General features: G+C 42.1%; 19 protein-coding genes. 8 read left to right on the plus strand and 11 right to left on the minus strand.

Annotated elements, in window-relative coordinates:
* Window position 1: 1 nt before the first annotated feature.
* The 5 genes from MKO06_RS10965 to MKO06_RS10985 all read left to right on the plus strand — a co-directional run bounded on the left by MKO06_RS10965 (window position 2) and on the right by MKO06_RS10985 (window position 6,478).
* The gene (locus MKO06_RS10965; RefSeq protein ID WP_241551215.1) at window positions 2-877 is read left to right on the plus strand and encodes a nucleoside phosphorylase; all 876 of its coding nucleotides are present in this window, start codon (window positions 2-4) and stop codon (window positions 875-877) included.
* A gap of 68 nt (window positions 878-945) precedes the next feature.
* A complete protein-coding gene (ppk1, locus tag MKO06_RS10970) occupies window positions 946-3,000 on the plus strand; it encodes a polyphosphate kinase 1 (RefSeq protein WP_241551216.1) in 2,055 nt (684 codons plus the stop codon).
* Window positions 2,997-3,848, plus strand: a complete 852-nt coding sequence (locus MKO06_RS10975; protein ID WP_241551217.1) for a substrate-binding domain-containing protein — start codon at window positions 2,997-2,999, stop codon at window positions 3,846-3,848. Before ppk1 ends, MKO06_RS10975 begins: the two co-directional genes overlap by 4 nt.
* 144 nt (window positions 3,849-3,992) lie before the next feature.
* Window positions 3,993-4,556 carry a hypothetical protein gene (locus MKO06_RS10980; protein ID WP_241551218.1) on the plus strand — a complete coding sequence of 188 codons (564 nt, stop codon included), beginning with the start codon at window positions 3,993-3,995 and terminating at the stop codon, window positions 4,554-4,556.
* A 320-nt stretch (window positions 4,557-4,876) separates the two neighbouring features.
* Entirely contained in the window at window positions 4,877-6,478 is a 1,602-nt protein-coding gene (locus MKO06_RS10985) for a hypothetical protein (RefSeq protein WP_241551219.1), read from the plus strand.
* Between the two features lie 55 nt (window positions 6,479-6,533).
* On the opposite strand, the gene ung is transcribed toward MKO06_RS10985, so the two are convergent.
* On the minus strand, window positions 6,534-7,199 hold the full coding sequence (gene ung, locus MKO06_RS10990; protein ID WP_241551220.1) for a uracil-DNA glycosylase: 666 nt from the start codon (window positions 7,197-7,199) through the stop codon (window positions 6,534-6,536).
* Between the two features lie 47 nt (window positions 7,200-7,246).
* Here ung and MKO06_RS10995 point away from each other — a divergent pair, with 47 nt between their 5' ends.
* A complete protein-coding gene (locus MKO06_RS10995) occupies window positions 7,247-9,430 on the plus strand; it encodes an endonuclease MutS2 (protein WP_241551221.1) in 2,184 nt (727 codons plus the stop codon).
* A gap of 3 nt (window positions 9,431-9,433) precedes the next feature.
* Window positions 9,434-9,850, plus strand: coding sequence for a thiol-disulfide oxidoreductase DCC family protein (locus MKO06_RS11000; RefSeq protein WP_241551222.1), 417 nt, complete (start codon window positions 9,434-9,436; stop codon window positions 9,848-9,850).
* Here MKO06_RS11000 and MKO06_RS11005 read toward each other — a convergent pair.
* From MKO06_RS11005 to MKO06_RS11025, 5 genes are all read right to left on the minus strand, one after another.
* The gene (locus tag MKO06_RS11005; protein ID WP_241551223.1) at window positions 9,847-11,175 is read right to left on the minus strand and encodes a dicarboxylate/amino acid:cation symporter; all 1,329 of its coding nucleotides are present in this window, start codon (window positions 11,173-11,175) and stop codon (window positions 9,847-9,849) included. The genes MKO06_RS11000 and MKO06_RS11005 overlap by 4 nt on opposite strands.
* Before the next feature lie 17 nt (window positions 11,176-11,192).
* Window positions 11,193-12,257 (minus strand): chorismate synthase, encoded by a 1,065-nt coding sequence (gene aroC / locus MKO06_RS11010; protein ID WP_241551224.1) that lies wholly within the window; start codon window positions 12,255-12,257, stop codon window positions 11,193-11,195.
* A 210-nt stretch (window positions 12,258-12,467) separates the two neighbouring features.
* On the minus strand, window positions 12,468-12,839 hold the full coding sequence (locus tag MKO06_RS11015) for a response regulator (RefSeq protein WP_241551225.1): 372 nt from the start codon (window positions 12,837-12,839) through the stop codon (window positions 12,468-12,470).
* Between the two features lie 3 nt (window positions 12,840-12,842).
* Window positions 12,843-14,405 (minus strand): PAS domain-containing sensor histidine kinase, encoded by a 1,563-nt coding sequence (locus MKO06_RS11020; RefSeq protein WP_241551226.1) that lies wholly within the window; start codon window positions 14,403-14,405, stop codon window positions 12,843-12,845.
* An 85-nt stretch (window positions 14,406-14,490) separates the two neighbouring features.
* Complete coding sequence (locus MKO06_RS11025; protein WP_241551227.1) at window positions 14,491-17,418, minus strand: FAD-binding and (Fe-S)-binding domain-containing protein; 2,928 nt, start codon at window positions 17,416-17,418, stop codon at window positions 14,491-14,493.
* A gap of 130 nt (window positions 17,419-17,548) precedes the next feature.
* Here MKO06_RS11025 and MKO06_RS11030 point away from each other — a divergent pair, with 130 nt between their 5' ends.
* Window positions 17,549-18,037, plus strand: coding sequence for a hypothetical protein (locus MKO06_RS11030; RefSeq protein WP_241551228.1), 489 nt, complete (start codon window positions 17,549-17,551; stop codon window positions 18,035-18,037).
* A gap of 58 nt (window positions 18,038-18,095) precedes the next feature.
* Here the strand turns inward: MKO06_RS11030 and bshA are convergent, their stop codons facing one another.
* From bshA to MKO06_RS11055, 5 genes are all read right to left on the minus strand, one after another.
* Window positions 18,096-19,226 carry an N-acetyl-alpha-D-glucosaminyl L-malate synthase BshA gene (bshA, locus tag MKO06_RS11035; RefSeq protein ID WP_241551229.1) on the minus strand — a complete coding sequence of 377 codons (1,131 nt, stop codon included), beginning with the start codon at window positions 19,224-19,226 and terminating at the stop codon, window positions 18,096-18,098.
* Between the two features lie 3 nt (window positions 19,227-19,229).
* Window positions 19,230-22,157 carry a serine hydrolase domain-containing protein gene (locus MKO06_RS11040; protein WP_241551230.1) on the minus strand — a complete coding sequence of 976 codons (2,928 nt, stop codon included), beginning with the start codon at window positions 22,155-22,157 and terminating at the stop codon, window positions 19,230-19,232.
* A complete protein-coding gene (locus MKO06_RS11045; RefSeq protein ID WP_241551231.1) occupies window positions 22,157-22,642 on the minus strand; it encodes an ABC transporter ATPase in 486 nt (161 codons plus the stop codon). The genes MKO06_RS11040 and MKO06_RS11045 overlap by 1 nt, the downstream gene beginning before the upstream one ends.
* An 84-nt stretch (window positions 22,643-22,726) precedes the next feature.
* Entirely contained in the window at window positions 22,727-23,518 is a 792-nt protein-coding gene (locus MKO06_RS11050; RefSeq protein ID WP_241551232.1) for a (Fe-S)-binding protein, read from the minus strand.
* 36 nt (window positions 23,519-23,554) lie between these two features.
* The gene (locus MKO06_RS11055; RefSeq protein WP_241551233.1) at window positions 23,555-24,895 is read right to left on the minus strand and encodes a 4Fe-4S dicluster domain-containing protein; all 1,341 of its coding nucleotides are present in this window, start codon (window positions 24,893-24,895) and stop codon (window positions 23,555-23,557) included.
* Between the last annotated feature and the right edge of the window lie 5 nt (window positions 24,896-24,900).

Here is a 24,900-nt window from a genome sequence, read left to right on the forward strand (position 1 = left end):
CATGAGCTTAAAAGCTTCCGAATTAATTCTCAATAGTGACGGCTCGGTATATCACCTGGGTCTTTTACCTCAAGATATTGCAAATACAGTCATAACCGTTGGGGATCCAGGTCGGGTATCTTCGGTAAGCAAATTCTTCGATACGATTGAAGTTAAAAAGAGCAAAAGAGAGTTTACCACTCATACTGGCGTTTACAAAGGCAAACCAATTACTGTAATGTCTACCGGGATGGGAACCGATAATATCGATATCGCTTTAACCGAACTGGACGCGCTCGTCAATATCGATCTAAAAGAAAAGAAGATCAGGCAAAACCATACAAGACTGGATATTATCAGGATAGGGACTACAGGATCTATTAGAAAGGATATTGCGATCAATTCCTTTTTGGTAAGCGAACTCGCCATTGGTTTTGACGGGCTTATGCACTATTATAAAAGTGATGAATTCTTAAAAAAAGACATCGCCGAAGCATTCGTGGAGCAAACTAACTGGTCTTCTTTAAAGGCCAGGCCATATGTAGTGGAAGGAAGCAGATTGCTAATCGATAAATTGAGTTCGGCTAGAACCAAAAAAGGATTTACCGCAACCAATGTTGGCTTCTATGGTCCACAGGCAAGGGTATTGCGCCTGGATGTACCCGATCCCAAAATAAACGATAAGATCAGGGATTTTGATCATAAAGGACTTCAAATCACAAACCTGGAAATGGAAACTTCAGGCATCTACGGAATGGCCAAATTATTAGGTCACGAAGCGATTTCCATGAACCTGGTCCTGGCGAACAGGGAGACCGGAGAATTCTCTGAAAACGCTTCTGAAATGATGGATGAGCTTATTCAATACTGCCTGGATAAGATCGTTTCTAAAGCTTAGGTATTTAACAATATATTAAAAGCAATGCCTGTTGAAGTTCGTATTTTTGGATAAACAATCCTAGATACATGCAGCAACCCAATGAAGACCATTTTAGACATAGAGATCTGAATTGGTTGAGTTTTAATGAGAGAGTTCTTCAGGAGGCCGCAGATAAGATCAATCCTTTATATGAAAGGATGAAATTTCTGGCCATTTTTTCTTCAAATCTTGATGAATATTTCAGGGTTCGGGTATCGCAGCTTCGGCAGATCAAAAGAGTTAAGAAAAGCATTCGTAAAAAGCTGGCCTTACGCCCTTCTAAGATCACCAAGCAAATCATAGAGGAAGTAAAGAACCAGCAGGAACGATTTGGTGAAATATACCAGGATGAGATCCTTCCAGAATTGGCCCAAAATAATATAAATATCATTGATGCCGAACATTATTCTGAGCATCATAAAGATTTTGTGGGTTCGTTCTTTCAGAATAAGGTAAAAGAACATTTAAAACCAATCTACCTCGACCTGAATAAAGAGAATGAGCTTTTTCTTAAGAATTCGGTCCTTTATTTCCTGATCACTTTTGAGCGTGAGGATCATCTTGCGGTAGTGAACATACCGGTTGGAGAATGCGGCAGGTTTGTAATGGTGAAAGATAAGGGAGAGAAACACCATATCGCCTACCTTGACGAGGTCATCAGGCATGAAGCTCATACCATCTTTCCAAAAGAAAAAATTACCGGGATCTACGAAATAAAACTTTCGCGTGATGCGGAATTATATATAGACGATATTTACGAGGGCGTACTTGCAGAAAAGATCTATGAATCTTTGAAACAGCGAACCGATGGACAGCCAACCAGGCTGCTTTATGATGCCAGTATGCCTAAAGCGACCCAAAAGAAAATAAGAAAACTTCTCAAGCTTGGTAAGATCGATATGATGCCGGGAGGGAAATATCACAATTTCAAGGATTTCTTTTCATTTCCTGACCCAACCAACAATAAGAAGTTACATTATACCGAACTCACGCCGCTCAAGCATCGCACACTTGAACAAAGTGATCATTATTTTGATGAGATCTCTAAAAAAGACATATCGCTACACTTTCCGTATATGTCCTTCGATTATGTGGAAAAGTTCATGGAACAGGCTGCGAAGGACGAGAAGGTTACAGAGATCAAGATCTCGCTATACCGTGTGGCAGATGAATCCAAACTTACGTCTTCCTTACTCGAAGCTCTTGATAATGGAAAAAGAGTCACGGTATTCGTGGAGGCCAAAGCCCGGTTCGATGAAAAGAACAACATCATCTGGGGGCGTAAATTCGAAGAAAAGGGAGCTAATGTTATTTACAGCTATCCCAAGGTCAAGGTGCATTCCAAGATCATGCTTATTTGCCGGGAAGAAGGAGATAAAAAAACCAGGTATGCCTATATAGGTACCGGTAACTTCAACAGCGAAACCGCCAGGATCTATTGTGATCACGCCATTTTTACGGCTAATAAATATATCACAAAGGAGATGGAGCGCCTGTTTAAAGTTCTTGAAGGAGAGCTTATTATTCCCAGGGAAAAGAATCTCCTAATTTCCCCTTTCTCTACCAGGCAGGAATTCATGAAATTGATATTTAATGAGATCGAACATGCCAGGGAAGGTAAAAAGGCCAGGATAACGGCTAAAATGAATAGCCTGGAAGACCAGGAAATGATCGAATTGCTTTACAAGGCAAGCCAGGCTGGGGTTGAAATTCGAATGCTGATAAGAGGCTTTACCTGTTTGATCCCCGGGATCAAAGGTTTGAGCGAGAATATCTATATCACCAGTGTAGTAGACCGGTTCCTGGAACATGGCCGTATCTATTTATTTGAAAATGGAGGTGATGAACTGATGTTCTATGGTAGTGCAGACTGGATGAGCCGCAACCTGGACCGAAGGATCGAGGTGATCTCTCCGGTTCTGGATGAAGATATCAAGCAGGAATTCAAGGATATCCTCCAAATCCAGTTGAATGATAATGTCAAGGCGCGTATACAGGATGCTTCAGAAAGCAATACCTATGTTCAGCAAAAGAAAGGTGAAAAGAAGATCCGGTCTCAATATGCTATTTATGAGTATCTTAAAGAAAAACACAGTTTATGAAAACCATTAAGATAGGAGGAGTTCCAGAACATTTTAACCTGCCGTGGCATCTGTGCATGGAGCAAGGAAAATTCGAGGATGAGGATGTGCATTTGATCTGGAAGGATTTCCCTGAAGGTACCGGAGCTATGTGCAAGGCCTTGAGATCTGGCGAACTGGATGCAGCTATCATACTTACCGAAGGGATCGTCAAAGATATTACACAGGGAAATGATGCAAAGATCATTCAAACTTATATTGGAAGCCCATTGATCTGGGGAATTCATGTAGATGCAGGCTCCCCGTATAAAAATCTTCAGGAACTTAAAGGCACCAGGGCGGCAATAAGCAGGAAAGGCAGCGGAAGTCATCTCATGGCTTACGTCAATGCCAGCAACCGGGGCTGGGACCTTGATAAACTGGATTTTGAGATCGTTGATAACCTGGATGGAGCTATCAAAGCCTTAAAAGAAGATCGGGCTCAGTATTTTATGTGGGAACATTTCACAACCAAACCGCTGGTTGATAACAAAACCTTCCGATTGATCGCAGACTGCCCTACTCCATGGCCCTGTTTTGTAATTGCTGCGCGTACCGAAAGTATCCGAATGAATCCACAAAGGCTGAAAAAAATGCTGAATGTGATCAATGCAGAAACTACTAACTTCAAAATGAAGAAGGAGATAGACCAGGAACTCGCCAAACGTTACGACCAGAAACTGGAAGATATCAGGAAGTGGCTTGATCTAACCAGGTGGAGCCAGGAACAGATCAGCGAGGAAGACCTGGATAATGTCCAGAACACCCTTTTGAAGCTGAATCTCATTGGCCATAAGAGGAAATTCTCTGATCTGGTTCATAGTTTTTAAAAATCCCGAATCTTATCACTTAAGTTGCTGAATTTCAGAAACTGAATTTTCGCACAGCCTTTGCAGGTTAAAATTTATAAGCTTCTCTCCCGCTTCGCAATATATTTTTCCTAACTTCGGCGCCTAAAATAATTCGTTGATCTAATGAAAAAACTTGCCATAGCAGGGATTCTGCTATTATCTACTTCAATTTGTTTATCCCAGGAAAACCTACAGGAAGAGGAACCTGAAAAGAGGGATATCACCCAAAATGAATTAAGCTTAAATGCTTTTAACCTTGTAAGCTTCGGAGTCATAGAAGTAGCCTACGAACGCGTGATCAGTGAAAATTCTACCTGGGCAGTTGAAGCCTTTATTCATCCGAACAAGGAAGACTATGTAGATGAACTTTACTATAAAGATTTGTCGCTAACCGGAAAATATAAACACTTCTTTAGTTCAACCTATGCCCGTGGTTTCTATGTAAATGGCTTCGGAATGATCTCCAGCGGTGAATACGAAACAGAATCATACTGGACAGATGGTGATTATATAGTTGAAACCGACGATTACGCCGATTTTGCTATAGGCTTTGGACTGGGAGGAAAATTTGTTTCCAGCGGTGGTTTCTTACTCGATCTAAATGCAGGAATTGGAAGAAACCTTTTAAGCAACAATTCTCCAACAATCGTTGGCCAGTTCATGGTTAATCTGGGATTCCGGTTTTAGTTACCAACGCATAAATTCAAAAAGCCGACTCATAAGTCGGCTTTTTTTATGGGTTTAGTAAAATCCTAATAACTGAGAACTTATTAATTCAGCATTTAAATTCCAAATACCAGGCTTTAAATGAAACAAATATGGTATTCTATTGAAATTAGCTATTTAGCCTATCATCAATTTTTTGATTTATCGTATCTTTGTAAGATCACTGACCCTAAGGTTACTACCGCCTAATTGTCGAAAGACAACCCCCCTCTGAATTTATGATCATGCTATTCTAGATGACATAAATATAATTTACTACTCAATAAACAAAAGGATGGAACATGAAAGGGAGATTATTAATTGTTAGCCTTTGTTTTCTTTTCACCAGCAGTTTTGCTGAAGGACAAATATTCAAAAAGCTAAAGAAAGAAGTTGAGAAGACCGTGGAGAGTGCCTTTGATAGTATTGTTAATCCTCAAAAGCAAAATAATACTTCAGAAGTAAGTAGCGAGAACTATAAAAGTTCGAATAAAGCCAAAACGATCAACTCTGCAGCTAAGCGAGCCTTTTACACTTCAGACGTGATCGTAAAAACCTCAGATTCCGAGGGCCCGGGCAGCACTTATTATTTTGACAGCAATGAAATTGCAGCCCGAGGGGAAGCTCCCAATGCCAAAGGACCTATTTATATAGATAGTGAAGGTTTCAACTACGCTTATAATGAGGGAGAAGGTCGCTGGGAAAAAACGGGACTCATGAGGTCTGACGGAATGGCCTTTATGATGCCGACCATGTCTATGGGAATACTGAAACTTCCTGCAGAACCCAGTTTAGAAGCTTCAAGAAAACTAAAGGAACAAGGGCTAAATATGAATACATTCCAGATCGTGGAATTAGCTTTCATATATAAGCCGGAGCATTTCAGAAATGGAGATTACGAAGAAACCAGCATTCCCTGCACAAATGGAGGGAGCTGTCCAAAATTCTTAAACACCAATCCTGAGAATCGGGGTTCGTGGGTGCTTTTCGATAGCGAAGGTAGATTGTCGGAGATTTTCGCTAAGGTAGATTCTCAACAGGCAAAAGGTACCGGAAGTTTTAAATTCTTATACCAGCCGGTTTCGGTTAAAGTACCAGATGCTGTAGAGGTAAAAATGCCATTCCAGGATCTGTTCCTGGCCGGTGCAGATGCAACACCTCCCGGAGAAAACAACCCAGCTTCGGGAAACAATATTGAAATTAGTTCCGGAAACACTAGTTCCGAGAAGGTTACGCAAAGTTCCATGAGATCTACCGGTGAAAAAGGCAACCTTGGGAAAGATAATTTACCGGGAAGTTATGATTTTGACTGGGAATACCACTTGAAAATGCATATGTCGAACCAGAAACAAGATGCAATGGATATGATCCTGCTTCTTAGAAAAGGTGCAAATTATCAAGGTATAAAGATGAAGGTGGAAAAATCGGTTGAAGCAACTATGGTCTTCGATTTAAATATAAATTCTTTGGTTATGCTCATACAATCTGGGGATGGAAAATTCCTCCAGGTACATACTATGCAAAACCAGGACAATCCTGGTAATTTACCGGAGTTCAAAATTCGAGAACTTCCAGATAAAACTATCATTGGATATAACAGCAAGGGCGTAGAGATTGAGAATGAGGATTATTTTGCGCAGGTTTATCATACAACCCAGGCTCCTATAAAAACGAATGGCCTGTTTAATTTTTCAGGACCAATGGATAAGGAACTTCCAAACATAGATCCAGACCTTATCAAGCAATTTTCAGAAAGCCTAATAACAGAGATTAATTATACCGATAAGAAAAAACCTAGGAATAACATTCTATTGACGGCGCAATCTTTGAACCAGGTGAAAACTTCAATAAATACAGGTGAATACCAGAATATGAGTTTTATGGATCAAAGGAAGAAAAATTAAAGGAAGAATTGTTTTACGAATGAAAGGTAAAATTCTAAAATTTCAATTTCCTTCTTTACCAGTTTATAGGAGCCTTGCCATTTTGCGTAAGATATTCATTTGCCTTGCTAAAGTGCCCGTTGCCAAACCAGTAACCGCGATTCGCGCTTAATGGTGACGGGTGCCCACTGGTTAAAACAAGGTGTTTAGAAGAATCGATCAATTTTGATTTCTTTTTTGCATAGCCGCCCCAAAGCATAAATACTACGTTCTCCTTGTTTTCTGAAATAAGTTTGATCACACTGTCAGTAAATTTTTCCCATCCCATCTTCTGATGAGAACCTGCCTCATGTGCTCTAACCGTTAAAGTCGCATTCAATAAAAGCACACCCTGGTCTGCCCAACGCTCCAGATTTCCTGTTTCAGGCATAGGTTTATTCAGGTCCTGTTCTATCTCTTTAAAGATGTTTATCAACGAAGGCGGATATTGAATTCCATCACGTACTGAAAAACACAACCCATTTGCCTGACCCGGCCCATGGTACGGATCCTGCCCAAGAATGACCACACGGGTATCCTGGAAATTTGAATGATCGAATGCCGCAAATATTTCAGGTCCCGGAGGAAAACAGGTGTGCTTATCATATTCATTTTTTACAAAATGGGTTAGCGTCTTGAAATAGTCTTTTTCGAATTCGGTATCCAGTTCACTTTTCCAGCTGGGGTGTATTCTTACGTTCATTAGAATTAAGTAACTTTGTAGCGCCTCAAAAGTAGGGAAAAATTGATATGATTAAAATAAGTTCGAGGAGTCTAGAAGATCTTGAGTTCCCGGTAGTATGTGAACAGATCAGCGAATTTTGCATAACGGGACAGGGAAAGGAAAAAGCCCTGAACATCCAGCCGTATCCAAACTATAAAAAGACCATTTTTGGCCTTAACCAGACCAATGAATATTTCAATTCCAAAACCAACGACACACCTATTCCCAATCATGGCTTTGATTCCATACAAGCCGAAATAAAGTTGTTGGGAATCGAAGGTTCTCTTATCGAGATCACGGGCTTCCGAAAGATTTCAGCTATTACTGAAACAGTTAATACGCATTTGAAGTTTTTTGAAAAATACAGCGAAGTCTTCCCGGTGCTTGCTGAAACCGTTTCGCATATTGAATTCGACACCAGTCTTACCGAGAAGATAAATTCGGTGATCGATCGTTTTGGGGAAATGAAAGATGACGCTTCTCCCCTTTTGCAGGATCTCAGAAAATCGATCAATTCGGTAAGAGGGAAGATCAACTCCAGTTTCAATAGCGCACTCTCTACCTATAATTCTTATGGTTACCTGGATGAGATCAGGGAAAGTGTAATGGAGAATGTAAGGGTGCTCGCAGTAAAGGCCATGTACCGAAGAAAGGTGAAAGGTGGTATTATGGGGAATTCCAAGACCGGTAGTATCGTTTATATTCAGCCGGAAGCCACTTACCAGTATACACGGGAACTGAACAACCTGGAATATGAAGAAAAGGAAGAGATCAAACGTATCCTGAAGGAATTGACCGAATTCTCAAGACCTTACCGGGACGTTTTAATTGAATACCAGGATCTTTTGAGCGACATGGATGTGATCGCCGCAAAATCCAAATATGCCGAAAAGATCAATGCTTTGCTTCCGAAGATAAGCAAAGACCGCGAGCTTCAGCTTAAAGAAGCTTATCATCCCCTGCTCTATCTCAGTAATAAGAAAAAGGGAGAAAAGACTTTTCCTCAAACTATCGAACTGGCTTCTGATAACCGGATCATTGTGATTTCCGGTCCTAACGCCGGAGGTAAAAGTATTACGCTCAAAACGGTTGGCCTGTTGCAGGTCATGCTTCAAAGTGGAATGTTGATCCCTGTTCATGAATACAGCCGCGTTTGCCTGTTCAATAAAGTTCTTACCGATATTGGTGATAATCAATCTATCGAAAACCACCTTAGTACGTATAGCTATCGATTGAAGAATATGAACTATTTCCTCAGGAAATGCGATGAAAAAACGCTTTTCCTCATCGATGAGTTCGGTACCGGTAGTGACCCTGAATTAGGGGGTGCTTTAGCCGAAACCTTCCTGGAAGTTTTCTATGAAAAAGGCTCTTATGGAATTCTGACCACCCATTACGCCAACCTTAAAAAACTGGCGAACGAATTGCCCGATATGAGCAATGCCAATATGATGTTCGACAACCAAACTCTGGAGCCGATCTATAAACTTCAGGTTGGCGAGGCAGGAAGTTCGTTCACCTTTGAGGTAGCCCAGAAAAACGGGATCCCATATAGCCTTATCAATCGATCGAAAAAGAAGGTTGAAAGAGGAAAAATACGATTTGACAGGAGTATTGCCAAGCTTCAAAAGGAGCGTTCCGAATTAAGAAAAACGACTGATTCCCTTAAGACCAAGGAAGAAAAAGCCGCTGAACAGAAAGAAAAGCTGGAGGAGATCAACAACAGGGTTCAGCAAAAACTGGAAAGTTACCAGGAGCTTTATGATGCCAACCAAAGGTTGATCTACCTGGGACAGAAGGTGAACGATATGAGTGAAAAATATTTCACCAGTAAAAAGAAAAAGGAACTGATAGGCGAATTTCTGAAAATGGTTGAAATCGAGAATTCCAAAAGGAAGAAAGAGGATATCAGGAAACAGAAAGCAAAAAAAGCCCAGGAACGTAAGCTGAAACAGGAAGTTCAGAAAAAGATCCAGCCTATTAGGGAAAAGAAGAAAGCGGAGAAAAAGAAAGAAGAAGAGATCAAAAAAGCGGAAGCGAATAAACCAAAAGCGAAACTAAAAGTAGGTGATCGCGTTCGTTTAGAAGACAGCAAATCGGTAGGTTCTATAGATACCATTGAAAAAGGAAAAGCGATCGTTAACTACGGGATGTTCACCACTTCTGTATCTTTAGATCAGCTGGAACTGGTTCAGGCTGCAAAAAAATAGTTTATGGCTCAATTACCTGAAAATAAAAAGATCATCCTGTTCGACGGAGTTTGCAACCTTTGCGATGGTGCCGTTCAGTTCATCATCAAACACGATAAAAAGGATGTATTCCGGTATGCCTCGCTGCAAAGCGAACTGGGAAAGGAACTGGTAAAAGAACGCGGAATGGATCAGGAGGAGATCGATTCAATCATGCTCATTGAGCCTGGGGTTGCCTACTACAGGAAATCCACCGCCGCCCTGGAGATAGCAAGAGATCTATCAGGAGGTTATTCCTTACTGAAGAATTTTCTTTTTATACCCGAAGTTATGCGTGACAGGATCTATGATTTTATAGCGAAAAACCGATATAAGTGGTTCGGGAAAAAGGAACAATGCATGATCCCTACTCCCGAACTAAAAGCTAAATTCCTGGATTAGGCCTTTTCTGAAACTGTTTCGGCTTCCGGGTGATAATTATCATCCCATTCCTTTACATTCGGCGGGCCCATCATGTCTACCGATTTTGCGACCATCAAAGAAACCGCTGCATCACCCGTAACATTCACTACCGTTCTACACATATCAAGCGGCCTGTCTACTGCAAAGATCAAAGCCAGACCGGCTTCAGGAATTCCTGCCTGGGCCAGTACGATCACCAGCATTACCATTCCGGCTCCCGGTACAGCAGCAGAACCAATGGAGGCCAAAGTAGCGGTAGCTATGATTCCCAACTGAGTTCCTAAGGTAAGGTCCATTCCAAAGGCCTGGGCAATAAAGATCGCCGCTACTGCCTGGTATAAACTGGTTCCATCCATATTGATGGTAGCACCAATTGGCAGGACAAAACTGGTAACTTCCTTATTTACTCCCATATGTTCCTCTACTCTCTCCATGGTAACCGGCAGCGTGGCCGCACTGGAACTTGTAGAAAATGCCAGAAGCTGGGCAGGAGATATCCCGTTGATAAAGAAAGAAGGCGTGTTTTTGGTGAATATCCATACCAGTAGGATATAAACTCCAATCATCATAGCAAGACCAATCAATACGGTTAAGGCATACATGGCCAGCGCAGCAAAAAGGTCGGTGCTAGGTGATTCTACCACGAGGGCAGCCAGAAGGGCAAATACGCCATAAGGAGCTGTGAGCATGATCAAATCGATCATTTTCAGGATGGCCTCGTTAAAGCCGTCGAAGAAATCTTTTACAGGCTTGGCCGTTTTTTCAGGAATGAGGATCAAACCAATTCCGAAGAAGATGGCGAAAAAGATCACCTGTAACATATTCCCGTTATCCCCTGCTGCACCAATTATATTGCTGGGCACCAGGTCTTCCAGGGCCTGCAAGGGACCGGCATCTTTCTGCTTTTGAGCATCTGAGATTCTTACCGAGGCATCTCCCTCATAACTGGTAATTAGGTCGTTCCTGGTCTCGTCTGAAATTGTTCTTCCGGGACCAACTATATTAACCATCACCAAACCAATGGTGACCGCAATAACCGTGGTCACTATATATGTAGCGATGGTACGGGTTCCCATTTTGGATAATTTCGAAATATCCTTAAGGTCCGAGATACCTTTTATTAAAGATGCCAGGATCAAAGGCACTGCGATTAATTTAAGGGCATTGATGAAAATGTTTCCGAAAGGTTTGATCCAGTCGCTAACAAAATCGGCTCCCCAGCTAAAATTGGTTAGGATCAGGGCGAAGAGTACCCCTGCAACCATTCCTAATAATATCTGCCAGTGCAGTGCAAGTTTTTTCATTCTTTGATATTCTAAATTTAGATTTTAGAGGATTTATTCTGAAGGTAAAAGTCGGCTAAAACCAATGCGGCCATAGCTTCCACAATAGGAACCGCCCTGGGAACCACGCATGGGTCATGTCTTCCCTTACCCTGCATTTCCACTTCTTCACCTTTAGAGTTAATGGTTTGCTGTTTTTGCATAAGTGTCGCAACCGGTTTAAAGGCTACTTTAAAGTAGATGTCCATGCCGTTGGAAATACCTCCCTGGATGCCTCCGCTTAAATTGGTCTGGGTTGAACCATCTGTATTAAAATGGTCGTTATGTTCACTGCCTCTCATCTTTGTTCCTTCAAAGCCGCTTCCGTATTCAAATCCTTTAACGGCATTGATGGAAAGCATAGCCTTGCCAAGTTCAGCATGAAGTTTATCAAAGACCGGTTCGCCTAATCCTTTCGGTACATTTTTGATCACACATTGCACGGTGCCTCCCACGGTATCACCTTCGGAACGAATTTCCTTGATATAGGCTTCCATTTCGCGAGCCATTTCAGGATCGGGGCAACGAACTGGATTCTTTTCAATTTCTGAAAAATTCAGCTCAGAATAATTTTTTTGTAATTCCATTTTTCCAACGGAGGAAACAAAGGCATTGATCTTTATATCCTTCAGCAATTGTTTTGCGATGCTTCCGGCAACCACCCTGCAGGCAGTTTCCCTGGCAGATGACCTTCCACCACCGCGATAATCTCTTACACCATATTTTTCATCATAGGTATAATCGGCATGTGACGGGCGGTAAGTATCTTTTATGTGAGAGTAATCCTTGGATTTCTGGTTTGCGTTCCTGATCACAAAACCAATTGGTGTTCCCGTGGATTTTCCTTCGAAAATTCCGGAATAAAATTCAACGGTATCCGGCTCTTTACGCTGGGTAACGATGGCCGACTGGCCCGGACGTCTTCTATCCAGGTCGTTCTGAACCTTTTCAACATCTATTTCGAGACCGGCTGGACAACCGTCTATGATCCCACCAATGGCCACACCATGTGACTCACCAAAAGTGGTTAATTTGAATAAATTACCAAAGGAATTTCCGGGCATCTAAAGGATTTTGAACAAATGTAATTTTTTAAGCACATATTTAAAAATGGATTCCTGCTTATTGTGCAGCAGGTTGCATTTTATGCGTTCAATGTAGCTTAAAAAATTTGATCAATAATAAACCCAGAGATGAATCAGAAATTTGCCTGAATTCTTTCCAGTTTTTAAATAAAAACGGCTGTTTACTGCTGAATCGATCCTGATTTTATATTAATTCTGTGATTCACCATTCACTATACTGTCTATCGCAGCAATAAGTGTGTCCATATCGAAAGGCTTAGATAGGAACTCGGTCGCTCCGGCCTCCCGGCAGATTTCATCTACATTGTGAAGTGCAGACATCATGATGATTGGCAGATCTTTGAAACGTTCATCTTTTCTAAGTTCAGAACACACATCGGTGCCATCTACCCCAGAGATCAGCTTATCAAGTAAAACCAGTTCAATATCATGCTGGAGAATCTGGTCTTTTGTGGTAGCGGGCTGCTGGGTGACCACCACGTTATGGCCTTTGAACTCAAGAATGTCCTGGATCATGATCCCTATTGTTTGATCGTCATCGACTATTAAAATTCTCGCCATTTTTTATGATTTTAAAGGTAGTGTAAATGTAAATTCAGATCCCTTTCCGTATTCGCTTTCTAAAATAATTTTTCCGTTATGCCTTTCAATAATCTCTTTTGATAAATAAAGTCCTATACCAAAACCTGAATAGGTGTTTTCGTTCTTAGATTCAACCCTGTAAAAGCGTTTAAAAATATTCCTCCTGTCTCTCTCCCTAATGCCTATTCCTTTATCACTAACAGTTACTGCGGCAAAATCATCGTTATACTTGTGGATCTTAACCTCCACGTTTTTTTCTTCAGGAGAATATTTATAGGCGTTGGTAAGAAAATTAATAAGCACCTGGCCAACCCTGTTTCTATCGGCCTCCACCAGACAACTAGCTTCATGATTAAGCACAATTTCGATATCGCTATGGGTATCTGAAACCTCCTGAACAATATTTTCTACCTGCTCATTTAACTGAAATTCCTCCCGCTGCATTTTCATTTCATTGGTCTCTATTCTTGATAGATCCAGCATCTCCGAGATGAGAACGATCAATCGTTCAATTTGATCTTCAATTCTTCCCAGGTAAGGCTGTACGGGAATATCGGTCTCTCCATTTTTATCACGGATCATCTTTAAGAGAAGTTGTACGTAGCCTTTTATGGAAGTTACCGGGGTTTTAAGTTCATGACTTACAAGCTTTAGAAAACTTTCCTTCCCCTGCTCTACTTCTTTAAGTTTCTGTATTTCGGTGCTTGAACTAATCCAGGTAGACAGGCTTCCCTTATCATCCAGAACCGGGATAGTACGATACAAATGCCATTTATATTCTCCTTCTCGGTCTTTGATTAATAATTCCATATCGAGATCCTTCACCCTGGAAAGTGCTTCATTCACCTCATTCTGGGCTTTATCCAATTGATCTGGATGAATTGCAGACCACCACTTTTCCTGGATGAGCTCTTCCATAGGTTTACCGGTATAATCCTGCCAGCTTTTATTAAAAAATACCGGCTCTCCCTCAGGATTAGCAAGACTGATCTTGTGGGGCATAAAATCTATTAGTTCGCTGAATTCCTTTTCTCTTTTACGAACCTGGTCATTTAGGAGTTCACGATTTGTGACATCCTGGGCGATCACACCAATCCCGATTATATTCTTTTCTGCATCGTATTGAGGAGTATAGGAAAAATCGAAATAAGACCTGATCAACTTTCCGTCAACCTCATGTTCTATGGGGAGGCCTTGGGCGTGATACGGAATTCCTTTATAAAAAACCTGGTTTAAATACGTTTCAATACCCTGTTCTCTTAGTTCAGGTAACACATCGAACAATGCTTTGCCTTCTATCCTATCACCTTTTCCCCAAACCTTTAAAATGGGCCTATTAGCGAACTCGATAATATAATCTGGTCCTTTCAGGAATGTTATAAGAGCAGAGGATGAATAGATAACGCCCTTATACTGGTATAGCTTTTTTTCAAGATTAGATATATGTTTTTCATAATCAAAAGCCTGCTTTTTCAGGTCTGCGTTTTTCTGACGAAGTTTATCAATTTCCTGCTCTAATTCCTCAATCTGTAATCCTTCCTTCATCCTCTATTATTTGAATCTGGCTAAATGTAAGATTTTGAAGTTGGGCGGCTATAAGATTTAAGATGCATTAACAAAACTTTGTTTATTACTGCTTTTTCAAGGCATTTCTAAGTATACTTACAGGGTGCTGAGCAGTACGCCCGGTGCCATCTTTGATCTGGTGCCGGCAGCTAGTACCATTTGCCGAGATGATCACAGACCTATCAGCTTTCCTGATAGCTGGAAAAAGCGAATTCTCACCAATTTGCATACTAATCTGGTAATGCTCCTTTTCATAACCAAATGAACCCGCCATCCCGCAACAACCGGAAGCTATGATGGAAACTTTATAATTCTTCGGCAAGTTCAGTATATCAAAAGTCCTGCTTGAATTGGACAGGGCTTTTTGATGGCAATGCGCATGGATTTTAACAGTGGCTTTCTTTTTTGTGAACTGTTCTTCCCTGATATTCCCACTGGCGATTTCCTGTTTCAGGAATTCCTCGATCAGGAACGTATTAGCCGAAAGCTTCTTTGCAGCCTGCTTATCGTCTGCCAATCTCAAATATTCGTCTCTAAAGCTCAGGATAGCTGAAGGTTCGATTCCTATCAAAAGATGATCTTCATCTATAAGGTCTTTAAAAATCCTTATGTTCTCATTGGCCAGTTTTTTTGCTTCGGTGAGAAAACCTTTGGAAAGATAACTACGCCCACTTTCCGGGTGATCTACCAGTTTAACCTGGTAATTCAGTTTAGCCAGCAGGTTTAGCGCATCCTTACCCACCTTCACATCCAGGTAATTGGTGAACTCATCGTTAAAAAGGTATACCGTTTTAATGCAATCTGGTTTCTGGAACTTGTTCTTATGAGACAAATAATATGCCTTTAGGCTCTGCTTTTCAATCACAGGCAGTTGACGTTCTTTCGCCACGCCCAGCATTGATTTCGCGATTCCAGAAGTAAAGGAATTCGAAAGCAGGAATCTTGAGATCCCAGGAACTTTTGAGGCCATGGCATTCTGCCGGGTGATATTCGCAAAGGCCTTATCTCTAAAGCTTGGTTTGTGACTTTTATAATACTGGTGCTGAAATTCAGCTTTTAAGGCAGCCATATCCACATTAGAAGGACATTCGCTTTTACAGCCCTTACAGCTAATACACAGGTCCAGAACTTCCTTTAATTCCGGATGATCAAACCTATTTACCTTATCTGAATTGGTTAAAAACTCCCTTAAGGCATTGGCCCTGGCACGGGTGGTATCTTTTTCATCCTTGGTCGCACGATAACTGGGACACATGGTCCCACCTGCTTCCACCGATTTTCTGCAATCTCCGCTACCGTTACATTTTTCGGCCAGCCTAAGGATCCCATCGGCGTCTGAAAAATCCATAATGGTTTCGATCTCGGGTTCCTTGCGATCCGGGACGTACCTTAGAGAACTGTCCATTGGAGGAGCATCCACGATCTTCCCGGGATTGAACAGGTTGTTTGGATCAAATACCTGTTTTACGTCTTTAAGCATTTGGTAGATATGGTCTCCATACATCAGTTTGATGAATTCTGCACGTACACGCCCGTCTCCGTGTTCTCCACTAAGAGAGCCATTGTATTTTTTTACCAGCTTTGCTACATCGGTCGTGATGCTTCTGAACAGTTTTACGTCTTCAGACTTTTTTAAGTCCAGAATAGGCCTTAAATGGATCTCTCCAGCACCGGCATGTGCATAATACACAGCCTGCTGATCGTATCCCTTCATGATGCCGCTGAATTCTGAGATATAATCAGCCAGTACTGGCAGAGCCACGGCTGTATCTTCGATACAGGCAACAGCTTTCCGGTCACCTCTCATATTGCCCAACAGGCCAAGCCCGGCCTTTCGAAGTTCGAGGGCAAGCTCTATTTGTTCTCCATATAGCACCGGAAACGAGTATCCCAGGTTGGCGTCTTCCAGGGTTTCCTGCAGGGCTTTCAGTTGCTCTTCCAGGTCTTTTTGGGAATGTGAACGCAATTCGAGCATCAGGATTGCTTCCGGGTCCCCTTCAATGAAAAACCGGTTTTCCCTGTATTTCAAATTCTCGCTCGTACAATCCAGGATCACCTTATCCATCATCTCACAGGTGAAAAGGGAGTGTTTCATGGCGGGCACCACAGCCTTCATACAGTTATCGATACTGGCGAAATGTGCTGCGACCATCGCTGTATGTTTTGGAGGCAATGAATCCAATTCAAGGCATATTTCGGTAATAAATGCCAGGGTACCTTCGCTTCCCGCGATAAGTCGGCAAAGGTTATATGGTTTCTGGCTTTCCTGAAAAACCTGGCAGTCTAATAATTCGTCAAGGGCATAACCCGTATTCCTTCGGTGTAAACTTGCAGGAGGATATTTCTCCCTGATCTCTTTCTGATTCGCAGGGTCTTTTAATTTGGAGTCCAGGCTTCGATATATTTCGCCTTCCAGGTTCTCCAGGCCCAGTTTTTCCTGGTATTCCTGTTCTGAAAGATTCCGAAATTCGGCCATGCTCCCATCACTCAGGATTGATTTTATGGATATAACCTTATCCCTGGTGGTTCCGAATTTAATAGAAGTGGTTCCGCTTGAGTTATTACCTACCATTCCTCCTATCATACACCTGTTCGAGGTTGATGTGTTAGGGCCAAAGAAAAGTCCGTATTTCTCGAGTCGCCTGTTAAGATCGTCTCTAATAACCCCTGGCTGCACCCATACTCTTTTTTTCTTCACATCAATTTCCAGGATATCTGTAAAATTCCTTGAAACATCCACCACAATACCATTCCCGGTACACTGTCCAGCCAGTGAAGTTCCCGCAGTTCTTGGAATAAGGGAGGTTTTATGCTTTCTGGCGAATTCAATGAGGGTAATAATATCCTGTTCGTTCAAAGGGTAACAAACCGCAAGCGGAACCTCGCGATAAACAGAGGCATCTGTAGCATATATGCTTTTCCACAGAGCATCGTAGTAAAGCTTTCCGCTAAGTGCCTTGGATAATTTATGAAGGGCATCAGTCTTTTCCATACTCAAATTTAGAAGTTTTCAGGTTGCAGACTTAACAGTTTTTTAAATAATATTAACAATAGATTTGCTGCAGGCTGCGTTTGCATTATGCTATTACTTATAAATTTGTCAAAAATCAAATCGATCTAACATGAAAAAACTTGTTCTTATTGCAGCCTTTATTCTAGGCGGTGTGTTTTGTAATCAGGCGAATGCCCAGCAAATTGCCGATAATGCCATTGGTTTGCGTATAGGTGGCGGCGGCGGATATGGGGCTGAAGTCTCCTACCAGAGAGCTATTGGCGGCGATAATAACCGATTGGAATTCGACCTGGGCTGGAGAGATGATAGCAATTTTAGTGCGATCAAACTAGTAGGTCTTTACCAATGGGTATGGAATATCGAAGGCGGGTTCAACTGGTATGTTGGTGCTGGTGCCGGATTAGGAAACTATGACGACGACAGGCACAACAACGACGGTTTATTTGCGCTCGTTGCAGGTGATATAGGTATCGAATATAATTTTGATTTCCCCTTATTACTTTCGCTGGATTTTAGACCGGAGATAGGATTTTCGAATTATGACGACCACGACGATTTTACTCCCGATGTTGCGATTGGGATACGATATCAGTTTTAGATTTTCTTAAATAGGTTTAAGAAAGGAAAGGTGGAGCTCATTGGAGTCTCCACTTTTTTTATGCATTAATCTTCGCCTGCTTATAAAGATCTTCGTACATGGGAACGATCTCGTTGATATCGAATCTCTTCGCAGCCTCCTTGGCCTGACTTTTAAACTTACTTAATTTACCAGGATCCTTAAGTATTGAAATCGCGCTTTGAGCCATGCTGTCTACATCGCCAACATCGTGTAGATAACCCGAAAACCCGTCAACATTAACCTCAGGTAAGCCTCCTGTATTTGAAGATATTACAGGCACAGAGTGAACCATTGCTTCAAGTGCAGCAAGACCGAAGCTTTCAGTTTCTGAAGGCAGTAAAAACAAGTCTGAAAAACACAGGATCTTATCTATTTCATTACTTTGTCCCAGGAACAAAACGCGGTCGCGAATATTCAGCTCCTTTACTAATTGTTCAGCTACCTCCCGCTCGGGCCCCTCACCTACCATCATAAGCCTGGCCTTTACTTCTTTCTGAATTCTGTAGAAAATATTCACCACATCCTCGATTCGTTTCACCTTGCGGAAGTTACTTACGTGGGTTATGATCTTTTCATCCTCATTTGCCATTAATTCTCTTTGGCAATCGGTAAAACTTTTCTGCTGAAACTTAGAGAAATCTATAAAATTAGGGATCACATCTATTTCTTTAGTGATCTCAAAAAACTTCATGGTGTCATCTCGTAAACTTAACGAAACCGAGGTCACGAAATCACTATTGTTGATACTGAAGGTAACCGCAGGCTTATAGAACGGATGATTCCCTACCAGGGTAATATCGGTTCCGTGCAACGTGGTTACCATGGGCAGCGATATCCCTTCTTCCTCAAGCATCTTTTTGGTCATATAACCAGCATACGCATGAGGGATGGCATAGTGTACATGTAACAGCTCGATTCCGTAATTTTTTACCACGTTTACCAGTTTACTGCTCAGTGCAAGCTCGTAAGGCTGGTAATGAAATAAAGGATATTCCGGTACATTTACTTCATGAAACCTGATATGACTGGATATGGTTTCCAGTCTCACCGGTTGTTTGTAGGTCACAAAATGGATCTCGTGCCCTCTTTTCGAAAGGGCCAGGCCCAACTCGGTGGCGACAACCCCACTCCCACCAAAAGTGGGATAACAAACAATGGCTATTTTCATGTATTAATAATCAATAGATTCGTAAATGATTTGTTGTATTTCAGATCGAATATCCGCACGAATAAGCTTTCGGTTATTAGAGTCTGGATAGGTCCTGTTAGACAAAAATACGTAAACAATCTCTTCTTCAGGATCTGCCCAGGCAAATGTTCCGGTAAAGCCGCTATGCCCGAAGCTCATCATGGAAACACAGGCACAGGTGGGACCACCCCCGCTTAACTGTGGTTTATCGAAGCCCACTCCCCTGCGTACATTATCTTCGCAATAATAGCAGGTATTATATTTATCAATTATTTCCTTATCGAATAAACGCTCATCCCCATAACTACCACCGTTTAAAAAGGTTTGCATGATCTTGGCAACATCATTTGCGTTACTGAAAAGGCCTGCATGACCTCCAATTCCGCCCTGCATGGCCGCGCCCTGGTCATGTACATAGCCTCTTATCACCTGCCTTCTCCATAGCCTGTCATCTTCGGTTGGCGCGATCTGCAGGCTGTCAAAGCGGGTAAGCGGAACAAACCCGGTATAGGAAGCTCCAATAGGTTTATATAATTCTTCCTGGGTGATATCCTGAAGACTGGATTCATAATGACCTTCCAGGTAATATTTCAGCAGGTAATAGGGTAAATCGCTGTATTTATACTGAAGCCGACGCTCTAATTCACTCTTTTTGATCACATCTACAATGGTATCTCCAATATCCTTCCTGATGTACATATTCTTTGCGACCTGTAGATTATAGATGTCTGACGGAATTTCACTGTAATAATCGGGTGAAAGTTTCCGGGTCTTGGGCTCTAACGTAGAAATATAAAATGGTATCCAGGCCTGTAGACGCGCATAATGCATCAACATGTCCTGAAGTTTGATCTTTCCTTTATTTGAATTGGCAAAAACCGGTAACAATTCTTCCAGCCTGGTTTCAAAATCAATGACTCCTTCCTGGTCCAGCTTCATAACGATTGGAAGGGTGGCCAGGATCTTGGTTAGGGAAGCCAGGTCGTAGATGGTCGTATCTGTAACAGGAAGCTTCTTATCATAGGTTTGATAACCGAAATTTTTCTGATAGATCACCTTGTTCTTCCTGGCAATTAAAACCTGGGCCCCGGGAGCCATTTTTTCCTGTATCGCATAGTTCACGATACTATCGATCTTGTTCAGCCTGGCAGAATTCATACCTACCTGTTCGGGAATCCCATAAGACAGGCGGTCTACAGCTTTTGTATTAAAACCGGTCCCTTCAGGAAATTCATGGTAGATACTAACCGGAAGTCTTCCCTTTGCCGGCAATCCTCCAAACAAAACCTGAGCGACTTTTCGTTGTGCTACAGGATGGTTTTGATACCCTACAACGATGCCTTCCAGATTGGCGAAGCTTTTCACATCCATCAAGGCATAAGGCCTTGCAAATAATGAAAGAACCGTTTTATTCTGTCGTGCGATCTCGTGAAGCCAAACCAGTTCTTTTTGAGAGAATTTATAAGATGCCCACGGGCTTTTATCAGACTTATGAAAACCTATAACTACATAGGTATAATCTTCAAGTTTACTCAACAGATCTGGTAATCTTTCGGCTTTAACCCAGTCTATCCTGCTGTACTTTCGCATTTGTTCGAGGAAAGGGCTGCCATCTGCATCACCAAAATTTACGTAGGCGATCTTTTGCTTATCCAACTTCTTAACCGGCACGGCCGCTTTATTATTCTTCAAAAGCGTTACGGCATTCTCGAAAAGATCTTCCAGTAGCGCCTGGTCCCGACTTGTATTCAGTTCATCAAACAGGTAGTCGGGTTCAATGGGCTTAAAGTTATTCAGGCCAACTTTATACTTGGCATAAAGGATCTTTTTCACGGACAATTCCAGCCTTTCTTCTGAAATGATGCCGGAGTTATAAGCTTCGATAATGCTATTCGATGCCTTCCCTACATTTTCACTCATCAAAAGCACGTCGTTTCCGGCCAGGAAAGCATCCAGATCCACCTCACCAGGCTTTTTATTCCTGGAAACCCCTTTCATCCCAAGAGCATCGGTAAATATCAGGCCATTAAAGCCCATATTCTTTTTGAGAATATTTGTAACAATATTTTCTGAAAGCGAAGCAGGAAGACCTTCCGCAGGTTCCAGCTGGGGCACATCGAGGTGAGCCACCATAATACTGCTTAGACCTTCCGGGATCAATTCCTTATAAGGATAAAGTTCTATTTCATCGATACGATTAGCTGAAAATTGGATGATGGGCAGGGCCTTGTGTGAATCGGTATCTGTATCTCCATGACCCGGAAAGTGTTTTGCAGAGCTTAAAACACCTTCCCTATGCATCCCACGCATGAACGCAAGAGACTTCAGAGTTACATTAAGCTTATCCTCTCCAAATGAGCGGTTCCCGATTATTGGATTCAGGGGATTGGTATTGATATCAACTACCGGGGCAAAATTGAAGTGTACACCAAGCCTTCTGGCGTGCCGGGAAATCGCAGCCCCAGCATTTTCGATCAAACGGCTATCCTGGATCGCCCCAAGGGTCATATTCCATGGCAATGCATAGGTACTATCCAGTCTCATGGCCAGCCCCCATTCCGCATCCATTCCCACCAATAAAGGAATTTTGGACATTTCCTGGAATTCATTGGTGAGCTTTGCCTGTTTTATGGGACCGCCTTTTGAAAAGATAAGACCCCCAATATGATGCTCCTTTATCAGCTTCCGGATGGTATCTGCCTCATTATCGTTCCTAGACCAGATACTCGCCATAAACAACTGCCCCACCTTTTCTTCAAGGTTCATGGCGTTGTATATACTATCCACCCATTGCTTCTGGGCTACGTGATCTTCAGCCCTTAAGGGGTTTGTGATCTGCGCGGTTAAAGCATTGGGAATAAGGAAAAGAATAAAAAAGAATCCGGTAATCCAGGGCGATCTCAACTTCATTAATTCAAAAATCGTTTATGCCAGCTTTCTGATGCCGGTACCTCCCAGTCATTGAGATATTCGGCTTTATTGTTTACAAGGTTATTAAATACGATGGTATTTGCCGATACGGCGCGTTGTTTAGCCATTTTTCTAAAATCGGCTAAACTCTTATAGGCGATGAATTCACCCTGCTTGTAGGACACATTCATTTTATCGAGCAGATCCACATCATATTCCTTTTCCAGTTGCTGAATGAAATGTACAGATGCATCTATAGAACATCCTGATGCTGCATTAAGCTGCTGATCAAGTCCTATAGTTATAAAACGCCTGTATTTGATTTCGTAAGAAGCTTTTAGGTCTGCTCCGTGCGCAGTCCACTTTTCGATAAAGGCGTCTAATTTTGAGGCTATTTCCTGAACTTCTTCCTGGGTGAACGACCTGTTGGCCTGGTAGATCCAGACTCTTGCAGTATCGGGAAGACTTTCGAAAGGTACTAACATAAGGGCTACATTTGAATTGTTACAAATCTAATTCTTTTAGCCCTCAGCTCAAATATAGTACCGTGTTTTAACTTTTGTGAATTTTTAAAGATCTTCAGCCTGGGCAATAAGTTCTGCCACATCCATTACTGCCACGCTGTCTTCTTTTTCCTTGTTCTTAACACCATCTGTCATCATGGTATTGCAAAAAGGGCAACCTGCTGCGATTATTTCGGGTTGGGTTTCCAGAGCCTGCTCGGTTCTTTCGATATTCACATCTTTATTTCCAGGTTCCGGCTCCTTGAACATCTGTCCTCCACCTGCACCGCAACAAAGTCCATTTTTCTTGCATTTTCGCATTTCTACCAGTTCAACCTCAAGTTTTCTAAGCAGGTCACGAGGTGCCTCGTATTCATCATTCGCACGTCCCAGGTAGCAGGGATCATGGAAGGTTATTTTCTTGCCTTTGAACTTGCCGCCTTCAACCTTCAGCTTTCCTTCGTTTAGAAGAGCTTTCAGAAACTGTGTATGATGCATCACTTCATAGTTTCCACCCAGGGCCGGATATTCATTTTTTATGGTATTGAAGCAATGCGGACAGGCAGTTACTACTTTTTCGATCTCATACCCGTTCAGAACTTCGATATTAGTCGCGGCCTGCATCTGGAAAAGAAATTCGTTCCCGGCTCTTTTTGCAGGATCCCCGGTACAGCTTTCTTCAGTTCCAAGCACAGCGAAATCAACTCCTGCCTGGTGCAACAGCTTAACAAAGGCCCGGGTGATCTTTTTGGCCCGATCGTCGAAACTACCGGCACATCCCACCCAGAACAATACTTCGGGTTTTTTACCTTCTGCCATATATTCGGCCATTGTAGGAACCTTTAGTGCTTCTGCCATATTGCTGATCTTTATCTTATTCTTTAATTACTTAATTTATTTTTCCTTTGCCCAGTTCAAACGATCCATTTGATTATAAGGCCAAGGTGCACCATTATTCTCGATATTGGTCATCGCGATCGCCAGTTCATTTGGAGCGGCACTTTCTTCCATAACCAGGTATCTTCGCATATCCACGATGATAGAAAGCGGGTCTATACCTACAGGACAGGCTTCCACGCATGCATTACAGGTAGTGCAGGCCCAGAGTTCTTCTCTTAATATATAATCGTCGAGCAGTTTTTTACCATCATCCTCAAATTTACCATTCTTGTTGATGATCTCTCCAACCTCTTCCACGCGGTCACGAGTATCCATCATGATCTTTCTTGGTGAAAGCTTTTTCCCGGTCTGGTTAGCCGGACATTCAGCCGTACAGCGTCCACACTCCGTACAGGTGTAGGAATTCAGTAACTGGACCTGATTGAGGTCAAAAATATCTGAAGCTCCAAATTTTTCCGGTTCTTCCTCTTCCTCGCCTTCGGCTGGTGCTGCAAATGGATCGGCATTGGGATCCATCATCAATTCCACCTCCTTTTTAACCGATTCCAGGTTATCAAACTCTCCCTGCGGAGTTAGCTTTGATAAATACACATTTGGGAATGCCAGGATAATATGAAGATGCTTTGAATAATATAGGTAATTCAGAAAGAACAGTATCCCTAGAATATGAAGCCACCAGGCCACTCGCTCGATGATGATCAAGGTTGAATTGCTCAATCCATCCAATAATGGCAATAAATACTGACTGATAGGAAAACTTCCCTTGATCCCGGCTTCCGATGCATAATCATCGACACCATTAAGCTGAAGCTGGTAATCTGCAGCATTCATGGTAAGGAAAAGGATCATCAGGATCATTTCAAAATACAGGATATAATTCGCATCGTTCTTTGGCCAGCCTTTAAGTTCCCGGGCCAGAAACCTGCGAATATTTGAAATATTACGCCTCGTCCAGAAAACGATCACTCCAACAAGTACCAGGAAGGCAAGAATTTCAAAGCTGAAGATAAGGACGTCATAAAATCCGCCTAAAATGGAAAATATTCGGTGGGTACCAAATATCCCATCAATAATAATTTCGAGGACTTCAATATTGATGATGATAAAACCTACATAAACAACGATATGCAAAAAACCTGCAAAAGGTCTTTTCACCATCTTGCTCTGCCCTATCGCAACACGACCCATTTTTGCCCAACGTTCTCCAGACCTGTCTGAGCGGTCTACTTCCCTGCCCAGTTTGATGTTTCGGATTACCCGTTTAATATTTCTGGCAAAAAAGCCTATTCCTGCCACTAAGGCAATTACAAAAAGGATCTGTGCAAGAATTTGCATGGTTG

The sequence above is a fragment of the Christiangramia oceanisediminis genome, assembly GCF_022570735.2.
GTDB lineage: Bacteria > Bacteroidota > Bacteroidia > Flavobacteriales > Flavobacteriaceae > Christiangramia > Christiangramia oceanisediminis.

Excerpts from the sequence above, each read along its gene's own strand:
- MKO06_RS11005 (WP_241551223.1), bottom strand. The coding sequence starts at position 11,175 with ATGAAAAAACTTGCACTGCACTGGCAGATATTATTAGGAATGGTTGCA.
- MKO06_RS10965 (WP_241551215.1), top strand. The coding sequence starts at position 2 with ATGAGCTTAAAAGCTTCCGAATTAATTCTCAATAGTGACGGCTCGGTA.
- MKO06_RS10995 (WP_241551221.1), top strand. The coding sequence starts at position 7,247 with ATGATTAAAATAAGTTCGAGGAGTCTAGAAGATCTTGAGTTCCCGGTA.
- MKO06_RS10980 (WP_241551218.1), top strand. The coding sequence starts at position 3,993 with ATGAAAAAACTTGCCATAGCAGGGATTCTGCTATTATCTACTTCAATT.
- ung (WP_241551220.1), bottom strand. The coding sequence starts at position 7,199 with ATGAACGTAAGAATACACCCCAGCTGGAAAAGTGAACTGGATACCGAA.
- MKO06_RS11015 (WP_241551225.1), bottom strand. The coding sequence starts at position 12,839 with ATGGCGAGAATTTTAATAGTCGATGACGATCAAACAATAGGGATCATG.
- aroC (WP_241551224.1), bottom strand. The coding sequence starts at position 12,257 with ATGCCCGGAAATTCCTTTGGTAATTTATTCAAATTAACCACTTTTGGT.
- MKO06_RS11020 (WP_241551226.1), bottom strand. The coding sequence starts at position 14,405 with ATGAAGGAAGGATTACAGATTGAGGAATTAGAGCAGGAAATTGATAAA.
- MKO06_RS11055 (WP_241551233.1), bottom strand. The coding sequence starts at position 24,895 with ATGCAAATTCTTGCACAGATCCTTTTTGTAATTGCCTTAGTGGCAGGA.
- MKO06_RS10985 (WP_241551219.1), top strand. The coding sequence starts at position 4,877 with ATGAAAGGGAGATTATTAATTGTTAGCCTTTGTTTTCTTTTCACCAGC.
- MKO06_RS11040 (WP_241551230.1), bottom strand. The coding sequence starts at position 22,157 with ATGAAGTTGAGATCGCCCTGGATTACCGGATTCTTTTTTATTCTTTTC.
- MKO06_RS11025 (WP_241551227.1), bottom strand. The coding sequence starts at position 17,418 with ATGGAAAAGACTGATGCCCTTCATAAATTATCCAAGGCACTTAGCGGA.
- MKO06_RS11000 (WP_241551222.1), top strand. The coding sequence starts at position 9,434 with ATGGCTCAATTACCTGAAAATAAAAAGATCATCCTGTTCGACGGAGTT.
- MKO06_RS11045 (WP_241551231.1), bottom strand. The coding sequence starts at position 22,642 with ATGTTAGTACCTTTCGAAAGTCTTCCCGATACTGCAAGAGTCTGGATC.
- bshA (WP_241551229.1), bottom strand. The coding sequence starts at position 19,226 with ATGAAAATAGCCATTGTTTGTTATCCCACTTTTGGTGGGAGTGGGGTT.
- MKO06_RS10975 (WP_241551217.1), top strand. The coding sequence starts at position 2,997 with ATGAAAACCATTAAGATAGGAGGAGTTCCAGAACATTTTAACCTGCCG.
- MKO06_RS11030 (WP_241551228.1), top strand. The coding sequence starts at position 17,549 with ATGAAAAAACTTGTTCTTATTGCAGCCTTTATTCTAGGCGGTGTGTTT.
- ppk1 (WP_241551216.1), top strand. The coding sequence starts at position 946 with ATGCAGCAACCCAATGAAGACCATTTTAGACATAGAGATCTGAATTGG.
- MKO06_RS11050 (WP_241551232.1), bottom strand. The coding sequence starts at position 23,518 with ATGGCAGAAGCACTAAAGGTTCCTACAATGGCCGAATATATGGCAGAA.